Annotated in this window: 14 protein-coding genes and 10 tRNA genes; 1 reads left to right on the forward strand and 23 read right to left on the reverse strand. The window is 63.8% G+C overall.

The features are described 5' to 3' along the window. Positions 1 to 50: 50 nt before the first annotated feature. From AC3QL2_RS04200 to rimO, 15 genes are all read right to left on the reverse strand, one after another. Positions 51 to 488, reverse strand: a complete 438-nt coding sequence (locus tag AC3QL2_RS04200; protein WP_493236366.1) for a low molecular weight protein-tyrosine-phosphatase — start codon at positions 486 to 488, stop codon at positions 51 to 53. Between the two features lie 137 nt (positions 489 to 625). Continuing rightward, positions 626 to 702 (reverse strand) — tRNA-Asp (locus tag AC3QL2_RS04205). A 68-nt stretch (positions 703 to 770) separates the two neighbouring features. Beyond that, positions 771 to 846, reverse strand: a tRNA-Glu gene (locus AC3QL2_RS04210). An 18-nt stretch (positions 847 to 864) separates the two neighbouring features. Further along, positions 865 to 940 (reverse strand) — tRNA-Ala (locus AC3QL2_RS04215). Positions 941 to 958: 18 nt separating this feature from the next. After that, positions 959 to 1,034 (reverse strand) — tRNA-Glu (locus AC3QL2_RS04220). Between the two features lie 10 nt (positions 1,035 to 1,044). Further along, positions 1,045 to 1,121, reverse strand: a tRNA-Asp gene (locus AC3QL2_RS04225). 69 nt (positions 1,122 to 1,190) lie between these two features. Continuing rightward, positions 1,191 to 1,266: transfer RNA gene (locus AC3QL2_RS04230), tRNA-Glu, on the reverse strand. Positions 1,267 to 1,284: 18 nt separating this feature from the next. Continuing rightward, positions 1,285 to 1,360, reverse strand: a tRNA-Ala gene (locus tag AC3QL2_RS04235). 18 nt (positions 1,361 to 1,378) lie between these two features. Beyond that, a tRNA-Glu gene (locus tag AC3QL2_RS04240) sits at positions 1,379 to 1,454 on the reverse strand. Between the two features lie 10 nt (positions 1,455 to 1,464). Further along, a tRNA-Asp gene (locus tag AC3QL2_RS04245) sits at positions 1,465 to 1,541 on the reverse strand. A gap of 71 nt (positions 1,542 to 1,612) precedes the next feature. Continuing rightward, positions 1,613 to 1,688: transfer RNA gene (locus tag AC3QL2_RS04250), tRNA-Ala, on the reverse strand. A gap of 349 nt (positions 1,689 to 2,037) precedes the next feature. Beyond that, positions 2,038 to 2,790: a PEP-CTERM sorting domain-containing protein gene (locus tag AC3QL2_RS04255; protein ID WP_493232307.1), complete on the reverse strand. Its 753-nt coding sequence runs from the start codon at positions 2,788 to 2,790 to the stop codon at positions 2,038 to 2,040. Between the two features lie 234 nt (positions 2,791 to 3,024). Next, positions 3,025 to 4,431 carry an FAD-binding oxidoreductase gene (locus AC3QL2_RS04260; RefSeq protein WP_493232306.1) on the reverse strand — a complete coding sequence of 469 codons (1,407 nt, stop codon included), beginning with the start codon at positions 4,429 to 4,431 and terminating at the stop codon, positions 3,025 to 3,027. Positions 4,432 to 4,497: 66 nt separating this feature from the next. Beyond that, positions 4,498 to 5,436 (reverse strand): patatin-like phospholipase family protein, encoded by a 939-nt coding sequence (locus AC3QL2_RS04265; RefSeq protein WP_493232305.1) that lies wholly within the window; start codon positions 5,434 to 5,436, stop codon positions 4,498 to 4,500. A gap of 9 nt (positions 5,437 to 5,445) precedes the next feature. Continuing rightward, complete coding sequence (gene rimO, locus AC3QL2_RS04270) at positions 5,446 to 6,762, reverse strand: 30S ribosomal protein S12 methylthiotransferase RimO (RefSeq protein ID WP_493232304.1); 1,317 nt, start codon at positions 6,760 to 6,762, stop codon at positions 5,446 to 5,448. Positions 6,763 to 6,776: 14 nt separating this feature from the next. On the opposite strand from rimO, the gene AC3QL2_RS04275 reads away from it, so the two are divergent. After that, positions 6,777 to 8,423: a recombinase family protein gene (locus AC3QL2_RS04275; RefSeq protein ID WP_493232303.1), complete on the forward strand. Its 1,647-nt coding sequence runs from the start codon at positions 6,777 to 6,779 to the stop codon at positions 8,421 to 8,423. Positions 8,424 to 8,434: 11 nt separating this feature from the next. Here AC3QL2_RS04275 and AC3QL2_RS04280 read toward each other — a convergent pair whose 3' ends face one another. From AC3QL2_RS04280 to AC3QL2_RS04315, 8 genes are read right to left on the reverse strand one after another with little or no spacing between them, the layout of a single operon-like run. Further along, positions 8,435 to 8,959 (reverse strand): glycoside hydrolase family 19 protein, encoded by a 525-nt coding sequence (locus tag AC3QL2_RS04280; RefSeq protein ID WP_493232302.1) that lies wholly within the window; start codon positions 8,957 to 8,959, stop codon positions 8,435 to 8,437. Then, entirely contained in the window at positions 8,956 to 9,204 is a 249-nt protein-coding gene (locus AC3QL2_RS04285; RefSeq protein ID WP_493232301.1) for a hypothetical protein, read from the reverse strand. The genes AC3QL2_RS04280 and AC3QL2_RS04285 overlap by 4 nt, the downstream gene beginning before the upstream one ends. Then, on the reverse strand, positions 9,201 to 9,563 hold the full coding sequence (locus tag AC3QL2_RS04290) for a hypothetical protein (protein ID WP_493232300.1): 363 nt from the start codon (positions 9,561 to 9,563) through the stop codon (positions 9,201 to 9,203). The genes AC3QL2_RS04285 and AC3QL2_RS04290 overlap by 4 nt, the downstream gene beginning before the upstream one ends. 10 nt (positions 9,564 to 9,573) lie before the next feature. Further along, positions 9,574 to 9,951, reverse strand: a complete 378-nt coding sequence (locus AC3QL2_RS04295) for a hypothetical protein (RefSeq protein ID WP_493232299.1) — start codon at positions 9,949 to 9,951, stop codon at positions 9,574 to 9,576. Positions 9,952 to 9,960: 9 nt separating this feature from the next. Continuing rightward, entirely contained in the window at positions 9,961 to 14,205 is a 4,245-nt protein-coding gene (locus AC3QL2_RS04300) for a phage tail protein (protein ID WP_493232298.1), read from the reverse strand. After that, the gene (locus tag AC3QL2_RS04305) at positions 14,202 to 14,624 is read right to left on the reverse strand and encodes an NlpC/P60 family protein (RefSeq protein ID WP_493232297.1); all 423 of its coding nucleotides are present in this window, start codon (positions 14,622 to 14,624) and stop codon (positions 14,202 to 14,204) included. The genes AC3QL2_RS04300 and AC3QL2_RS04305 overlap by 4 nt, the downstream gene beginning before the upstream one ends. After that, positions 14,624 to 15,751 (reverse strand): phage/gene transfer agent baseplate hub protein, encoded by a 1,128-nt coding sequence (locus tag AC3QL2_RS04310; protein WP_493232296.1) that lies wholly within the window; start codon positions 15,749 to 15,751, stop codon positions 14,624 to 14,626. Before AC3QL2_RS04310 ends, AC3QL2_RS04305 begins: the two co-directional genes overlap by 1 nt. Then, positions 15,748 to 16,605, reverse strand: coding sequence for a DUF2460 domain-containing protein (locus tag AC3QL2_RS04315; protein ID WP_493232295.1), 858 nt, complete (start codon positions 16,603 to 16,605; stop codon positions 15,748 to 15,750). Before AC3QL2_RS04315 ends, AC3QL2_RS04310 begins: the two co-directional genes overlap by 4 nt.

Raw genomic sequence — 16,605 nt, forward strand, 5'->3', positions numbered from 1 at the left:
ATTGGAATGAACCCGATGGCATTTTGCAACGCAAAATAATTATTTACATATCAAATGCGCTTGAGCCACACCAGTATCTGCTGATGGATCAGGTCATACGCGGCCTGGTGAGCCGCATCGCCACGACGATACGGATCGGGGATTTCAAGCTTGTTCCAGTGACCAATCAGGAAAGTCTTGCCGCGGGCAGTGGGATCGAGACCAAGAACGTAGTCAAGATGGTGTTTTTCCATCACCAGGATGAGATCGGCCCAACGGGTATGCTCCCGCTCGATCTGGCGCGCACGGTGAGCCTCCATGGGCACCTGGCGGGCTTCCATGAGGGCCAGCGCAGTTTCATCAGCAGCATGACCGACGAGCGCCCCAATGCCCGCGGAGCGCACGTCAGCCGGTCGGGCTGCGCACTGGAGTTCATGACGCAGGAGATATTCGGCGACGGGGCTACGGCAGATGTTTCCGGTGCAGACAGTCAGGATATTGTGGAACACGGAGAATGGTCTCGAATGGACGAATCAGCCGTGCATTTTACGCGCCTGCCCTGCCATTCTGCATTTTCCTGACAGCGGGCTTGCATGATGGGCGCGTAAACGCAAAAAGAGGAGCCCTTGGGCTCCTCTTTTATGCTTGGCGGAGTGGACGGGACTCGAACCCGCGACCCCCGGCGTGACAGGCCGGTATTCTAACCAACTGAACTACCACTCCGCGCTAACCTCACCGTTTCAACCCGCTCGGGCTGAAACTGCCTGCATGTTGCAACAGGACTTGAATCCTGGCGTCCCCACGGGGATTCGAACCCCGGTTATCGCCGTGAAAGGGCGGTGTCCTAGGCCTCTAGACGATGGGGACCCGGTACTACTTAACTTGTGGTGGAGGTAAACGGGATCGAACCGATGACCTCTTGCATGCCATGCAAGCGCTCTCCCAGCTGAGCTATACCCCCACGATACTGCACTTATACTGGCGTCCCCACGGGGATTCGAACCCCGGTTATCGCCGTGAAAGGGCGGTGTCCTAGGCCTCTAGACGATGGGGACCTACAAATTTTGGCGGAGTGGACGGGACTCGAACCCGCGACCCCCGGCGTGACAGGCCGGTATTCTAACCAACTGAACTACCACTCCACACTCAAACCTTCTGCTCCAGCCTGTCGGGGCTGAAACTGCCTGCATGTTAGTGCAGGACTTGAATCCTGGCGTCCCCACGGGGATTCGAACCCCGGTTATCGCCGTGAAAGGGCGGTGTCCTAGGCCTCTAGACGATGGGGACCCGGTACTACTTAACTTGTGGTGGAGGTAAACGGGATCGAACCGATGACCTCTTGCATGCCATGCAAGCGCTCTCCCAGCTGAGCTATACCCCCACGATACTGCACTTATACTGGCGTCCCCACGGGGATTCGAACCCCGGTTATCGCCGTGAAAGGGCGGTGTCCTAGGCCTCTAGACGATGGGGACCTACAAATTTTGGCGGAGTGGACGGGACTCGAACCCGCGACCCCCGGCGTGACAGGCCGGTATTCTAACCAACTGAACTACCACTCCGCACTTAAACCTTCTGCTTCAGCCCGTCGAGGCTGAAACTGCCTGCCTACTGCTGCAGGACTTGAATTCTGTGGTGGAGGTAAACGGGATCGAACCGATGACCTCTTGCATGCCATGCAAGCGCTCTCCCAGCTGAGCTATACCCCCCCCGAAGAAGTGCGCATTCTAGTCGCCTTATCGATCTTTGTAAACCTCTTTTTGAATTTTTATGAATCAGGGTGAAATGCCCACCTGCCAGTGGCGTTTATGCGGCCGCAGAGATGCGCAGGACACACTCAAAGCCGAATGATCGCCCACACAGGAATCGCCTCTCTGGAGAGCTCTGCTACGGCGCTATGGGCCACTTGCAGCCGAGTTCAGCCCCCTCCCCCAGAAGCGGCTCAAAAGACCGTACAAGAAGACTTCATCGCAGGGGGAGGACTAGAGCAGCGCCCACAGGGCAATAAAAAACCCCGCCGAAGCGGGGTTTGACCCTTCGACAGAAAGTGTCGATTGATCAGGCGGACTTGCGGCGACGCAGGGCAGCCATGCCGGCGAGACCCAGGCCAGCCAGAGCCATGGAAGCAGGCTCCGGAACCGTCAGGCGCACAGCGGCATTGACTGCGAAGGTGCCGTCGATCTTGCCATCACCATTGCCCAGGGGGCCCGGGAGATTGTCGAGGCTCGAGAACAGACCGCTGAAGCCGGTGCCGTTCTTGTCGGTTTCGGTCACGTCGATGGTCCAGGTACCGTTGCCGAGGCTGTGGGCCACGGAAACGGTACCGTCACCGATGGCGCCACCCAGCGAACCGAACAGGTTGCCGAGCAGCAGGTTGAGGGCGGAGGCACCACCAGAGAACGCACCACCCGTCACGGCAGCGCCGTTGGAGGTGAAGGTGTTGTTGGTGAAGTCGTAGATGAAGTGGCTACCGGTCAGGCCGGAGCTGGAGACTTGACCGGAACCGAGAGCAACCCAGGTCGGAACGTTGGAAACCAGTTCAGGGCCGGGGATCAGCGGGGACACGTCGATAGCGGTGGTGCCCTTGCGCTCGGCGGAGATGATGCCGCTGCTCGGGACATACAGATCCACCAGGCCAGTGACGTTGGTCAGCTTGATTTGGTAGGTGTCGGGGGTGGCATCGGCGAAGCCGCTGATGGAGAAGGAGCCGCCGAAGTTGGCGGTGGAGGTGTACACGCCGGCGTGGGCGACGTTGGCCGCACCGAAGGTCAGTGCTGCACCGATGGCGACTGCGAGTTGCTTCTTGATCATGCTTTAGCCCTTTCCGCTGAGTTCACAGAATTGAATCCGGGAATTTGAATGCCAATTCATATGGGTTATGAGATTGACGAAGACGTATCACGACCAGGGCGAATGCAAAGTGCGTGCCAGCTATATTAAGTTTCGGTAATTACAAAGGAATCTCATGCTGGGTTTCCCTCTCCGTCAGCATGTGTAAAAAAAACTGACACTTTTTGTTAAATGACTGGGAGGAACTCCCTTGCGTCATACGACCTTGCCCGGATTCATTGTTCCAGCTGGATCCATGATTTTTTTGATGCGACGCATCAATTCCAGCTCAATGGACGATTTGTATACCGGAAGGATATCCCGCTTGAGCTGACCGATGCCGTGCTCGGCCGAGATGGATCCGTCGAGGGCGGCAACCAGGCTGTGCACGATGCGCCCGACTTCAGCCGTACGACTGATGAAGGTGTCGTTTTCGTCGCGTAGCGGGCGGGACAGGTTGTAGTGGAGGTTGCCGTCGCCAAGGTGGCCGAAGGCGACGACGCGAACGCCGGGATGAGCCTCTTCGAGCGCCCGCCCTGCCCGCTCGAGAAATTCGGGGATGGCACTGGTCGGCACGGAAACGTCGTGCTTGATGCTGAAGCCTTCGCGCTTTTGCGCTTCCGAGATGTTTTCGCGCAGGGACCACAGAGCGGCCGCCTGCTTTCCCGAACGGGCGACGACCCCGTCATGGACGGCGGCATCGGCAACGGCCTGTTCAAGCTCGGCCTCCAGGAGTTCGGCCAGGCCGGCATCTTCTCGGGTATCAGTGAGTTCCACCAGCACATACCACGGGTGCGCCGCAGCCAGCGGGTCGCGGGCGCCGGGAATGTGCAGCAGCACGAGTTCAAGGGAGATCCGGCTGACCAGTTCGAAAGCAGTCACCCGGTCGCCGGCCACGCCACGCAGGCGCGACAGCAGCGCCACGGCGGCGGCGGGGCTGTCGACCGCCAGCCAGGCGGTGACAGTGTTGCGCGGGCGGGGAAACAGCTTGAGCGTGGCAGCGGTAACGATGCCCAGCGTCCCCTCGGCACCGATGAAGAGGTGCTTGAGGTCGTAACCGGTGTTGTCCTTGCGGAGGCTGCGCAGGCCGTTCCACACCTGACCGTCGGGCAGGACCACTTCCAGTCCGAGTACCAGTTCGCGGGTGTTGCCGTAGCGCAGAACCTGCACGCCGCCGGCGTTGGTGGAGATGACGCCGCCAACTTCGCAGGAGCCTTCGCTGGCGAGGGACAGGGGAAAGAAGCGGTCGGCCTCCAGCGCAGCGGCCTGTACGACGGCCAGCGGTGTCCCGGCTTCGACGGTGATCGCGTTGTTGGCCGGGTCCACGCGTCGGATGCGCCGCAGGCGGGACATGTTGACCACCACCGCGGCGCCGTCGGTCAGCGGCGTGGCGCCACCGCACAGGCCGGTATTGCCGCCTTGGGGCACGATGGGCGTTCCGCTGGCGGCACAGGCTGCCACGACGGCGGACACTTCGGCGGTATCCGCCGGAAACACCACAGCCTGCGCCGCGCCGGTGTAACGGCCCCGCCAGTCGGTGAGAAAAGGCGCCATGTCGTGGGACGCCGCGAGGCAATGGGTGGTGCCGACGATTTCGCGCAGGGTGTCGATCAGGGCAGACATGGGGTGGAACTCGCTAGGCAGGAGGTGGAAACATGAACCCGCAGCGTGGCTGCAACAGACGCGGTGTCAGCGTTGTTCCAGCGCGCGCCGGATGGCCGGCAGGGCGACTTCGACGGCGGCTTCGCCTTCGGCGATGGCTTCTGCGCCTCTGTGATAGTCCATCAGCCCGAGCTGGGCAAGGCGCGGTGAGATCAGCACGTCGGCGGGCTCACCGGCCAGACGGCTGCGGGCAATGCGCACGGACATGATGGAGATGCTGTCCTGCATCACGCTGAGCATGGAGGGGAGTTCTTCGCCATCGCCTGCTGGCGTTTGATTGTCATCGCCGCTGCCATTGCCGTTGCGGCCAAAGCGCGCGAGGAGCTTGCGGGACCAATGGGGCACACCGTTGCCGTTGCCATTCCCGACACTCCCCTGCCCTGCCGGCGGCCTATTGCGCCAGGCCCAGCCGACCACGTCGGAGTTGAGTTCGACGGCGATGACCAGGTCGGCCCCCATGGCGCGGGCGAGGGACACCGGCACCGGATTGACGAGGGCACCGTCCACGAGCAGGCGGCCGTCCTGCCAGACCGGGGCGATGAGGCCGGGCAGCGCGATGGACGCACGCACGGCGGCGGAGACACTGCCTTCCCGCAGCCAGATTTCGTGGCCACTGTGCAGATCGGTGGCGACGCAACCAAACTGGTGCGGCAGCGCGGTAAAGTCGCGGTCGACAAACTGGCGCTCAAAGAAGGAGATCAGCCGATCCCCCTTGATGAGGCCGCCCCGCAGGCCCATGTCCATCAAGCCGACGACGCGCTGCCAGCCCAGGCTTTCGACCCAGGTGGCAAGCTTTTCGACATCACCGGCGGCGGCCACGGCACCGACAAAGGCGCCGATGGAGCAGCCGCTGATGATGGTCGGTTCGATGCCGGCCCGGACCAGCGCCCGCAACACGCCGATATGCGCCCATCCCCGCGCGGAACCGCTGCCGAGTGCGATGCCGATGCGGGGAGCGCGCTTCATGGGATTGCCTTAGATCGGCTCGGCGTAGAGGTCGTGCACGTCGCAGTCGGTGATGCGCACGCGGGCGAATTCACCGGGTTCCAGGTTCTCACCGGCGGGGATGATCACCAGACCGTCGATTTCCGGCGCGTCGCCCGGCGAACGGGCCAGGGCGCCCTCCTCGTCGATTTCGTCCACAAGGACGGTCATCTCGCGGCCGATGAAGCGCTCCAGGCGCTCGGTGGAGATGTCTTCCTGGAACTCCATCAGCTGGATGCGGCGCTCTTCGCGGATTTCCTCGGGCACTGCACCGGGCAGATCGTTGGCCGTCGCGCCTTCGACCGGCGAGTAGGCAAAGGCGCCGACGCGGTCGAGCTTGGCTTCTTCGAGGAACTGCAGCAGTTCTTCGAAATCGGCATCGGTCTCGCCGGGGAAGCCGGTGATGAAGGTGGAACGGATGGTGAGATCCGGGCAGATCTCCCGCCAGCGGCGGATACGCTCGAGGTTGTTCTCGGTGCTGGCCGGACGCTTCATGGCCTTGAGGATGCGCGGGCTGGCGTGCTGGAAGGGCACGTCGAGGTACGGGAGGATCTTGCCTTCGGCCATCAGCGGGATCAGCTCGTCCACGCTGGGGTACGGGTACACGTAGTGCAGGCGCACCCATACGCCCAGGTCGCCGAGGGCGTTGCAGAGGTCGTAGATCTTGGTGCGGACGGGCTTGCCGCCCCAGAAGCCGGTGCGGTACTTGGTGTCGACGCCGTAGGCGCTGGTGTCCTGGGACACCACCAGCAGTTCCTTGACGCCGGCATTGACGAGGTTTTCGGCTTCGCGCATCACGTCACCGATCGGCCGGCTGACCAGGTCGCCACGCATCGACGGGATGATGCAGAAGGTGCAGCGGTGGTTGCAGCCTTCGGAAATCTTGAGATAGGCGTAGTGGTTGGGGGTGAGTTTGATGCCCTGCGGCGGCACCAGATCGATGAAGGGATCGTGGGGCTTGGGTAGGTGCTTGTGCACCTCGTGCATGACCTCTTCCGTGGCGTGCGGGCCCGTGACGGCCAGCACCTGCGGGTGAGCCGCCATCACCACGTCATCCTTGGCGCCCAGACAGCCGGTGACGATGACCTTGCCGTTCTCGGCCAGGGCCTCGCCGATGGCGTCGAGGGACTCTTCCACTGCGGCGTCGATGAAGCCGCAGGTGTTGATGACGACGAGATCGGAGCCCTCGTAGGATGGGGAAATCTCGTAACCCTCGGCCCGCAGGCGGGTAAGGATGTGTTCGGAATCCACGAGGGCTTTAGGACACCCTAGAGATACTACACCTATACTTGGCGGTTTCTTGCTCATAATGCGGAATTGAGATGACCAAACCGAGAGTATACAGCTACCTACGGTTTTCCGACCCGCGGCAGTCGGCGGGATCGTCAGCCGACCGACAGACTGAGTATGCCAGGCGGTGGGCGGCAGAACGCGGGATGGTGCTGGACGAGGGACTGACAATGCGCGACGAAGGCCTGTCCGCGTATCACCAGCGGCACGTGACCCAGGGTGCCCTGGGCGTGTTTCTCGCTGCGATCTCGGACGGCCGGATCGCAGCGGGATCAGTGCTGATCGTCGAGGGCCTCGACCGATTGAGTCGGGCGGAACCCATCCTAGCGCAGGCCCAGCTCTCTCAGATCATCTCGGCCGGCGTGACGGTGGTGACGGCATCCGACGGTCGCGAGTACAACCGAGAGACGTTGCGCGCCCAGCCCATGGACCTGGTGTATTCGCTGCTTGTGATGATCCGGGCCTACGAGGAATCCGACACGAAGAGCCGGCGCGTCAAAGCGGCCATCCGGCGGCAGTGCGAGCAGTGGATTGCTGGGACGTATCGCGGCGTGATCCGCAACGGAAAAGACCCCGCATGGGTGCGCTGGACTGGATCGGCCTTCGAGCTGATTCCGGAGCGGGCAGAAGCCACTCGACTGGCGATCGCGCGATATCGGATGGGAGATGGTGCCGTACGGACCTTCAAGCACCTTGGCAGCGCCGGCTTGACGCTGACACCAGCCGGAGGAACGGCTGCGAATCTCTACAAGATGATGCGGGTGCCGGCCCTACGAGGCGCAAAGCGCATTGAAGTGGACGGAGAGTCTTACGAGCTGGAGGGGTACTACCCTCCTCTGCTATCCGATCAGGAATGGGCTGAGCTGCAGCACCTACTAAGCGATCGGCGCCGCCGGCGTGGCCGCGGGGAGATTGTCGGATTCATCACGGGCATGAGCATGACGTATTGCGGGTACTGCGGCGAGGCGATGGTCGCGCAAAACATCATGCACAGGGTGCGGCCAGACGGCACCCTGGCGGATGGTCATCGACGACTGATTTGCTGCGGGTATAGCGCTGGGAATCAATGCCCTGTTCCCGGGAGCATTTCCATTGTCCCCGTTGAGCGTGCGCTATTGACGTGGTGCGGCGACCAGATGAACCTGACTAGCTTGGTTGCTGGCGATGGGCAGGCAGAAGCGATTCGCGGCAGGGTGACTGAGCTACGCAGTCGGGCGGCAAAGATCGAGGCGCAAATCGAGCGAATCACCGAAGCGCTGTTTTCCGATGATGCTCCACCGGCTGCCTTTGCCCGAAAAGCACGGGAGCTGGAGGCCGAGCTGGAGTCCCAGAAGACGGAGATCCTCGACGCGGAAGGCCAGCTGGCGAGGCTAGCCAGAACGTCGACGGAAAGTAGCGCAGAGGTGTGGATACGTCTTAGAGACGCCGCCCTTGAGATGGACTCAGAGGCCCGCCTGCAGGTGCGAAAGTTGGTGTTGGATACGTTTTCAAAAATCGAGATCTACCACCGTGGCACACCCCCTCAGCAGGGTAAGAAGCCGCCCATACAAGTACAGCTGACGTCGAAAACCGGCGTACGGCGCATCCTGATGATTGACCGCCGCACAGGCGACTACACCGCCGGATGGAATGCGCAGGCGGTGGCGAGGCCTCTTTACCCTACAGGGCCTGCGGAGTGATGGACTCCGGGTTACACAAAGACACGCTGGGCAGCCTGGTAGAATGCCAGGCGCTCTTCGGCGCCATTGGCGCCGCCGTTGATGCGGCGGGTGATGGCAGCGAAGTTGCCGTGGTCGGCGAGGTCGTTGAGGCTGTTGGCAGCCCAGAACCAGGCGGCGGACTGGGCTGCGGCTTCGGGCGTTTCGAGGAGCTCGGGGTTGACCAGCAGGCGCTCGTCGCCGTAGAGGGCAAGGCTGCAGGCGCGGTAGTTGGCGCGGCCGGTGATCTGGATGAGTCCACGCCCCCGAAAGCGGGGACCATCGCCCTTTTCGAAGTTGCCCAGGTCGCGTCGGCCTTCATAGGCGCGGCCGTCGGCAATCTCCCGGGTGTAGAGCAGCTGGCCGGACTCGTGGGCGAGCTGGGCGAGGAAGGCGGCCTGGCGGGCAGAGGTGGTGATCTTGCGGTTTTTCATGGCCCGGTTGAGCGGGCCGACGAAGAGGCTGGCGCGCTTGCTGCCGGACTTGGGCATGATCTTGAGGAGTTCGGAGAGGGTCATGGGCGGCGACGATCCAGGGCAATAACCATGGCTGCGCCGACGATGAGCAGGGCGGCAGCGAGGTCGGGGATGGCGTGAGCGAGCAGCACCGACGCTAGCACCCAGGCCGCCGGGCCGCCGAGGGCGACCCAGGCGAGGATGAAGGGTAGCGAGGTGTCGCGGGTGGCGCGGTTGATGACCGCAATGGTTTTGATGCAGAGGACAGCGGCGGCGCAGGCGACGAAGAAGAGGAGCTGCAGGGTCATTTGCGGGCTGCTCCGATTTTTTCGCCGAGGTATTCGAGGATGCCGGCGATGCCGGCCCAGCCGATGACGAGAGCAGCGGGATAGCGGAGCATTTCAGCCGGGATGCGCTCGATGCTGGGAATGAGGACGCCGGCGACCAGGGTGGCTGGGGTGGCGCACCAGGCGGCTAGGAGCGTGCTGGAGCAGACCTGGACGATGCGCCACGCGACGCCGCCCTCGGCGGCTTTGCGCAACGCCCAGATGCTGCCGACGAAGCCGGGCAGCACCAGGTCGATAGGCAGGCCGGTGGCGACGCCGGCGACGGTGATGAGGCCGCCGGCGAGGGCCGTGGCGCCTGTTGTAGTGGTCGGCTCCGGCATGCGCGCTCCTTTACGGCATGGCCGCGAATGCCAAGCAGCGGAAATCCTCATACGACGTGACCGTGCTGGCACCGGTGACGATCTTGTAGAGGGGCATGCGGCCGGAAGTCCAGCCCGTGGTATTGCTGCTGACGACACCCACTGCCGTGGCCTCGACGTAAACCGTGGCGCTGGCTGGCAGCGAGAGAGAGCCGTTGGCGATACGCGTGGGGGTGCCGGAGATCATGAGGACGGCACCGTAGTAGGCCCATGTGAGTGCGCTGGATCCGGCAGCGCGGCGCCCGAAGTGCGTGGCGGGGCTGGCGGCATCGAAAAGCGCATTCGCAGTCACTTCTTTCTGCGCCTGGGAAGTGCTGATTGTGTCGAGATTGCTGGAGCTATTCGCCATGATGAGTCCTTACGGGTACGTGATTGCAGTGGCCGCAGTAAAAGTTGTGCCGTTTGTGCTGCGGTAGAGCTGCGGGCCGGTATCCGTGCTGGCCATGATCGCGAGCACGCCGCTGATTTGAGCGAGACGGAAAAGCGCCGGGGCATTGGAGCCGTCGCGGGTCAGTGCAGGAATGCCCGTGATCGATGCGCCCGCGGACCAGGAGCCACCGCTGGAGCGGGACAGGATCTTGCCGGCCGAGTCATACAGATAGCTGGACGTGCCCAGGTAGTACGGGCCACGAAGGTAGCCACAATCCACGCCGCTCCAGCGCCGATCCGCGGCATTAACGATCTGCGTGACGGTATTGCTCCATGCGACACCGTCGGCCGATTCGCAAATGCGCAGACGCCGGACGCCTCCGCCGTCAAGCGACACGCTGCCGAAGATGGCCACGCCGTTTGCGATGCCACCCCACAGGGGATAGTCGGCGTAGTAAGCGTAGTCGCCAATGTCGAGGGCCTTGATCCAGCCCGTAGCCGCGGCCGGATCGGCCGTCCGGTAGATCTTCGTTCCGACGACGGCGAGCCACTGGCCTGCGATGTAGTGCAGGCTATCGACCCCCAGGCCAGCCAGCTCACCGCCAAGCGGCCCGCCGTCGGTCCACGTGTTGCCGTCCGTCGAGCGGAAGGCCCGGGGAGACGGGTACGTGAGCGCAACCATCTTGCTGCCGTCACTTCCGAGGGCGACAGGGAACTGACCGCCGATAACTGGCGAGCTGCGCTGCAGCGGCTTGCTGGTGTCCGTACCGTAGATTGCTAGAGTATCGCCGCCCGTGGAAATGCTGCTATTGATCCATGCGCACCACGCGGAACCCGCTGCCGCGAACTTGGGCCAGAAGCCAGAAAATAGCGGAGCCGGCGTGTCCGCACCAATCTGCGAATACGTCGTGCCATCCGTCGAGCCGTGATACCGCGCGACGTATGCACCGGACACCCAGCCCCAGTCCGAGACGAGCAGCTTGCCGTTGCATGCGCCGACCAGGACTTGCTGGGCCAGGCCGTCGGGGATGGCCGTGGGCGGCGTGGTCACGATGCTCGCGGCCGAGAGCGGCAAGGAAAGCGTGGCCGCGCACGGCAGACCGCGCCCGACTGTAGCGCTGATCTGATAGACGCGCAGGCTCAAGCTTAGGATCGGCGCGGCAAAGTCGGCTTGCTGCAGTGCATACGCGTACACAACCGTCGGCGCTGTCGCGGTCAGCGTGCGGACGACGGTAGAGCCGGACAGGATCTCGATGGCATAGGACTCCGAGGTCTCGCCGAGGGATGCGTCGGCACCGTCGCGCCATTCGCCGCCGACTCGGGTGCGGCGCGTCCAGTTGATGACGATGTTGCCGGCGGCGTCGCGGCCGGCGCCGACGAGCACGGGCGACAGGGGCTTGAGGCCTCGGCCCGTGTTTGCCCAGCTCGTACGGGATGCGTCATCCAGGCTGGCGCCGGCGGTGACGGGCGCGTAGAGCCGGGTAACGCCGAGATCGCCGAGGGCGCCGTCGATGCGCGCCAGGCCTGCGATGCCTTCGAGCAGCACAAAGCGCTCGCCGACGGCATGCGTGGACATGGCGTCTTCCGTACCTTTTCTACCGCGCAGAAAGCCGGACAGCGTGTAGGTATTTGCAGCGATCAGGGTCGCATCGCGGTACTGGATGAGCTCGTCGCCGAGCAGCGCGGCGTTGCCGCCATTGAGCATGCCGAGCAGCGTGATGCCAGCCAGCTCTTGCCCCGCCGCGACTTGCACTGTGACGGTGTTGGTCTCATCGACGGCGTTGCCGCCCGACCAGTTTCCGAGGGCGGTCTTTGCGGTACCCATGGTTGCGGCATTGGCGACAGTCTGCACGCCAGACCATGTCGCGCCACTATCTGCAGAGGCATAGAGCGTTCCGCCAGGCCACGCACCGAGGTAGCCGGACATGGCGACGTAGTAGCCGGCGCTGTCGTCTGCATCGCGCAGGAGCGGGATGTCCATCAGCGCAAGGCGGGTGGGGCCATTGAGCGTGACGGACTGAGCCGGGACGCCAGCGGCGGCGGCAGCGGGCGGTGCAGACTGATAGATGGAGGCATCGTCAAAGACCGCGCTCATCTTTCGGATGAGGCCCTGCTCTTCGATTTTTGTGATGCGCAGATTGTAGGTGGCCGTGGGACCGACGATCTGGACGGGGTCGGTAACGCGCAGGCCGGCGTACTTAAGGCCGACGGCAAAGGTGACGGTCTTGCGGGCTGTGAAGGCATCCCACAGCAGGACGTCCGCCGCGCGGCTGGCTTGGGCGGCAGACATACCGATGGGCAGCTCGAGGCGGGCCACGTTGGTGGCTGGCGCAATGGGCCAGAGCTGGCCGGACGTGGATAGCCGATTGCGGCGTGCTGTCTGGCCGGCGATCTGGTAGTCCGCCGCGGGGTCGTTATAGACGACAGTGGCGACGGTGGGCAGCTCGGTTTCGTCGGCGGCGGTGATCGTCAGGGGGTCGGGGGTGTCGCTGCTGTCGTGGGCGGCGAGATCATCCCACGGGATGACGGCGACCTGTGCACCACCGCGGGGCACGAAGGCCAACTTGCCGGCGTCTTCGGCAACGTCGAACGGGCGGAACTGGCGCAGGGGGTCAATGGCCGCCCGGGCCGTGCCCTGCTGAGCGACGACGTAGCCGGTGACGGTGTCGGTGAGCTGCGTGACATCGATGTCGCTGGGCTGCAGGCCGGCGCGGGTACACAGGCTGGAGACGATGCTGGCGAGACTGGGTGAGGCGCCGGACAGGGCCGGCAGGCGGGTGTGGACGCAGAGGCCGTTGCTGGTGATTGTTACGCAGAGGCCATTCTCTGCAAATACGGACGGATTGGTGAATTCATAGGGCGTAATGCCTTCATTGTTGCCGTACTGAACGAAGACCTTGATCACTCGCATTACATTGTCGGAGCCGATCTGCATAAGCCTTACTTCGCCGCCGCCGGCGCCGCGAGAAGCCCAGACGTATTCGAGATTCGACTCCATCATCCCCGCCGAATTGGCGTGCGCGCTACTGCCCGGCCCGAACAAATATTCAGATTCGTAGCTTGCGATTGTGCCCTGCTTGATCAGCTCCGCCGAGGAGCCCGTCCATTCTGTGATATGCCACTGATCTCCCGTATTACTCCCGTTGAAAGATCCCGCTGGCGCTGTGATCGACAAGATATGACGACCGTCAGCAGAGAGGCAGCATGTAAGTAATTGCCGACCGACAGGCAATCCGCCGTCGGCCTGGAGCGCGAAATCAGCCGCGCCTCCAGCCCGCAGCAGCTGGGCACTCCCGATGATCTGACGGTATGAGCTGAGGAAGTAAAGCGGACGCCCATCCCACAGGCGCCCCACACTCCAATATGTATTAGAGCCGGAGGTGTATTGAATGATGGGCCATTGAGACTCCGACGAGACCCGAGCTTCGGATCCGAGGTAATTGCCGTCGAAATCGTAAATATAGGTCGTGCCCCCTACTCCGCCGGCTACGCCGACGCGAATGACATCGTCGGCAGAATACACTGTGGGGTAGCCGAGGCCGGCGATGGCAGTTGTGCGCCATTGCTGCGGGATGGTCGCTGCAGCCAGGCGTCGGAATGGCACAGAGATGCCGGATGCAATGACTTCAAACGTCAGGTTGGGAACGGAATTGCCAAACTTTTCGAGCTGCAGGACGCTGAAAACCACATACGCCATGCCCCGATAAGCCGGCGTTTTTCCTATGCCGGACAGGGCTTCGAGGGTGGGGTCTGGCATCTGGGTTTCATCGCCCAGGTAGATCTTGATGCCGGCGGCGATCTTGCCCGAAGCGAGCAGCGTGGAGGCGCTGGCGGACGGGCGGGTATCGTAGATCAGGGCGCCGTTGGCCCAGATGCGTCGAACACCGACGATGGGGCCAACGCACAAGCCGACGGCGAGGTCGACATCGTACGTGTACGTAGTGCTCTGCGGGCCGCCCTTTCCAGCGCCACTGGTATGGCTGCGCTCGCGCTTGGGGCTGCATTGCAGCACGTTGCCGGCGATGCGGACGGCGCCGAATACCAGCGGGATGGGCGTGCCATCAGTAGCGGACTGGACAGTGAGGTCGGTAAGGCGCGGGCCGCTGATCTTTTGCGGGTCGATGAGCGCGCCGGCCAGGCTGCCGGCCATGAAGCCCCATTGGGCACCGGCAGGGCCGGCGACCATAAAGCCGATGGCGGCGCCGGCGAAGGCGGTAACGGTGGAGGTGCTCACAGCGCGGACTCCGGAAAATAGTAGATAGCGGTGATGCGATCGCCCCAGACGTCGTCCAGGTAGTGCTCGACGACGCGGCGGGCCTGGGCGTAGGCATGGATGAGGGACAGGCCGCCGGCGGGGTGCTCGGCGAGCAGGCCGACGTGCATGTCTTCGGACTCCCAGCGCATGAGCACGATGCAGCCCGGCGTCAGATCAGGGGCGACAAAGAGCGCGGCATCGAGGGCGTTGCGCAACAGGCCGCCCGACGGGGTGCGGGCGTAGCCGGTCTGGTCGGGCGTAGCGATGCCGAGCTCGGCGGCGACGCCGACGATCAGGCCGATGCAATCGACGCCGATGCCCCTGAGGCGGCCCTGGTGGTGGAAGGGCGTACCGATCCAGCAGCGGGCGGTGGCGATGATGTCGTCGGGCGTGGGCATTACAGGCCCCCTGCCTTGAGCAGCTCGTCCATCCCCGGTCTCCACGGCTCGCCCCGAAAATTGACGACGTTGGAATAGCGGGTGTAGCAGTCCTCGACCACGCGCTTGCCGCAGCCAGGGATGAGACTGTAGGCATCGCCCACTGCGACGGGGTACGGCATGGGTAGCGCGAGCACCAGCAGGCCGGGGACATAGCCCTTGATCTCCATGCTGCGGCCCTGGTTCTGGCCACTGGTGAACGTGATCTTGCCGCCGTCGAAGGTGCCGACGGCGCCGGGGAATTGCAGCTTTCCGCCGCCGGTGTAGGCGCTGTAGTTGCGGGTGTCGAGGTTGAGTACCAGGTGCGTGCTGTCGGTGATGGAGCGGATGGTGGTGTAGGTGCCGTTGACACTAGTGAGGCCGTAGGCCAGCTGGCCATTGACGCGCTCTTGCGCGGTCATGCCGACAACGTCGGAGAGCAGGACGGTCTGGCCGGCAGTGAGGCCGACGGTGCTGGTGACGGTGGCGATGGCGTATTGCGCCTGGGTGAGGCCGGTAATGGTGAGCGCGCCGGTCGGACCGGGCTCGGTACGGGCGGTATCGCCGAGGGTGCGATTGTCGGGGTCGACGCCGGTGATGGTGCCGGTGACGGTGTAGCCGGTGAGGTCGATACCGCAGCGAGCGTCACCGAGGTCGGCGCGGCAGCGAGTACTGGAGAGCTCGCCGACGGTCTGCTGCAGGGCCTGCGCGAGTCCGCGGAATTCGGCCTGAATAGTGCTGCCGAGAGTGACGGCGCCGAGGCGGCCCTTGCGCAGGATGCGGCTGCCAGCCGTGAGATCCCGGTAGTTGATCTGCTCGATAAGGACGGTGGCGTAGTTCCACAAGCCGGACTCCAGATCGGCCGCGGGGATGACCTGGTCGTTGAGCATGGCAGTGATTTCGAGGTTGTCGACGGCCATGTCGGCGGTGGAGACGATGCTGGAGGGGCTGTAGGTGCCGGACAGGTAGGTGACGCCGTTGTAGCGGATGTCCGCGTCGTGGTCAGTAAAGCCGGAGACGACACCATCCAGCCGGGTGACGGTGACGAGGGTGCACAGGGTGGTGCTGGTGCCGGCGTAGTGAGCCAGCAGGGGGGCGGAGAGGGTCATGCGATGCTCCGGGTTTCACGGAGGGTGAGGCCCTGGGCGACAAAGAGCCCGGGAGCGATCTCGGTGAGCTTGAGGGCGTCGGAGGCGAAGCGGACCGGGACGTCGAACAGGCCGGTCCAGGCCAGGGCATCAGCGGCCTGCGGGTACTTGGCGCCCGTGCCTCCAGATCCGGTGAGTGCAGACGTGTTGACACTGAGAGTGTAGGCAGCGCCGGAGACTCCCGAGATGGTCCAGGCCTGGCCGTTGAGAGCGGCACCAAGGGTGCCGGACAGGCCGGACAGGTAGAGCTTTTGGCCGGTGGAGAGGCCGATGGCGCTGGCCAGCGTGACGACGGTACTGGCGCCGGGGGTGATGCTGGAGATGTTGGCGCTGGCGTCGGACTTGAAAGTGACGATGCCGGTGGTGCTGTCGAGACTGACCTGCCCTGCCCCAGCGCCGTATGTGACGGCACTGCCATTGCGGGTGACGCCGATGGTGCCGGTGGGCTTCTGGATTTTGCGGTCGGTGATGAGGCTGCCGACGGTGTAGCGCTTGACCATCTGATAGGTGGGCAGGCCAGTGCCGACGCCGGCGCCGAGAATGCCGCGGCCAGCGTCGGAGAAGTCCGCCGTGTCGCGGTAGCGGAAGGGAATGGCACGGCCCTTGAGGGCATGTACCCAGTCGAGCAGGATGGCCTTGCGGACTTCGTCGAAGGGAACGTTGTCGCCGTTCCATTCGCCAAGGGATTGCTCCCAGTTGGCGTTGGCCTGCTCGGTGCCGGCGCGAAAGGTGACGATGTCGGTGGAGTAGGATGGGCCACCGACGAGGCCACTGACGAATTCGAAGGGGAAGCGTGGGCTTTCGAGGAAGGCCAT

This window comes from Zoogloea sp. GW822-FHT05C07, from assembly GCF_058800215.1.

What these genes read in the sequence shown, in the direction of transcription:
- AC3QL2_RS04255 (WP_493232307.1), bottom strand. Translation starts at nt 2,790, where the DNA reads ATGATCAAGAAGCAACTCGCAGTCGCCATCGGTGCAGCACTGACCTTC.
- AC3QL2_RS04260 (WP_493232306.1), bottom strand. Translation starts at nt 4,431, where the DNA reads ATGTCTGCCCTGATCGACACCCTGCGCGAAATCGTCGGCACCACCCAT.
- AC3QL2_RS04265 (WP_493232305.1), bottom strand. Translation starts at nt 5,436, where the DNA reads ATGAAGCGCGCTCCCCGCATCGGCATCGCACTCGGCAGCGGTTCCGCG.
- rimO (WP_493232304.1), bottom strand. Translation starts at nt 6,762, where the DNA reads ATGAGCAAGAAACCGCCAAGTATAGGTGTAGTATCTCTAGGGTGTCCT.
- AC3QL2_RS04275 (WP_493232303.1), top strand. Translation starts at nt 6,777, where the DNA reads ATGACCAAACCGAGAGTATACAGCTACCTACGGTTTTCCGACCCGCGG.
- AC3QL2_RS04280 (WP_493232302.1), bottom strand. Translation starts at nt 8,959, where the DNA reads ATGACCCTCTCCGAACTCCTCAAGATCATGCCCAAGTCCGGCAGCAAG.
- AC3QL2_RS04285 (WP_493232301.1), bottom strand. Translation starts at nt 9,204, where the DNA reads ATGACCCTGCAGCTCCTCTTCTTCGTCGCCTGCGCCGCCGCTGTCCTC.
- AC3QL2_RS04290 (WP_493232300.1), bottom strand. Translation starts at nt 9,563, where the DNA reads ATGCCGGAGCCGACCACTACAACAGGCGCCACGGCCCTCGCCGGCGGC.
- AC3QL2_RS04295 (WP_493232299.1), bottom strand. Translation starts at nt 9,951, where the DNA reads ATGGCGAATAGCTCCAGCAATCTCGACACAATCAGCACTTCCCAGGCG.
- AC3QL2_RS04305 (WP_493232297.1), bottom strand. Translation starts at nt 14,624, where the DNA reads ATGCCCACGCCCGACGACATCATCGCCACCGCCCGCTGCTGGATCGGT.
- AC3QL2_RS04310 (WP_493232296.1), bottom strand. Translation starts at nt 15,751, where the DNA reads ATGACCCTCTCCGCCCCCCTGCTGGCTCACTACGCCGGCACCAGCACC.
- AC3QL2_RS04315 (WP_493232295.1), bottom strand. Translation starts at nt 16,605, where the DNA reads ATGGCCTTCCTCGAAAGCCCACGCTTCCCCTTCGAATTCGTCAGTGGC.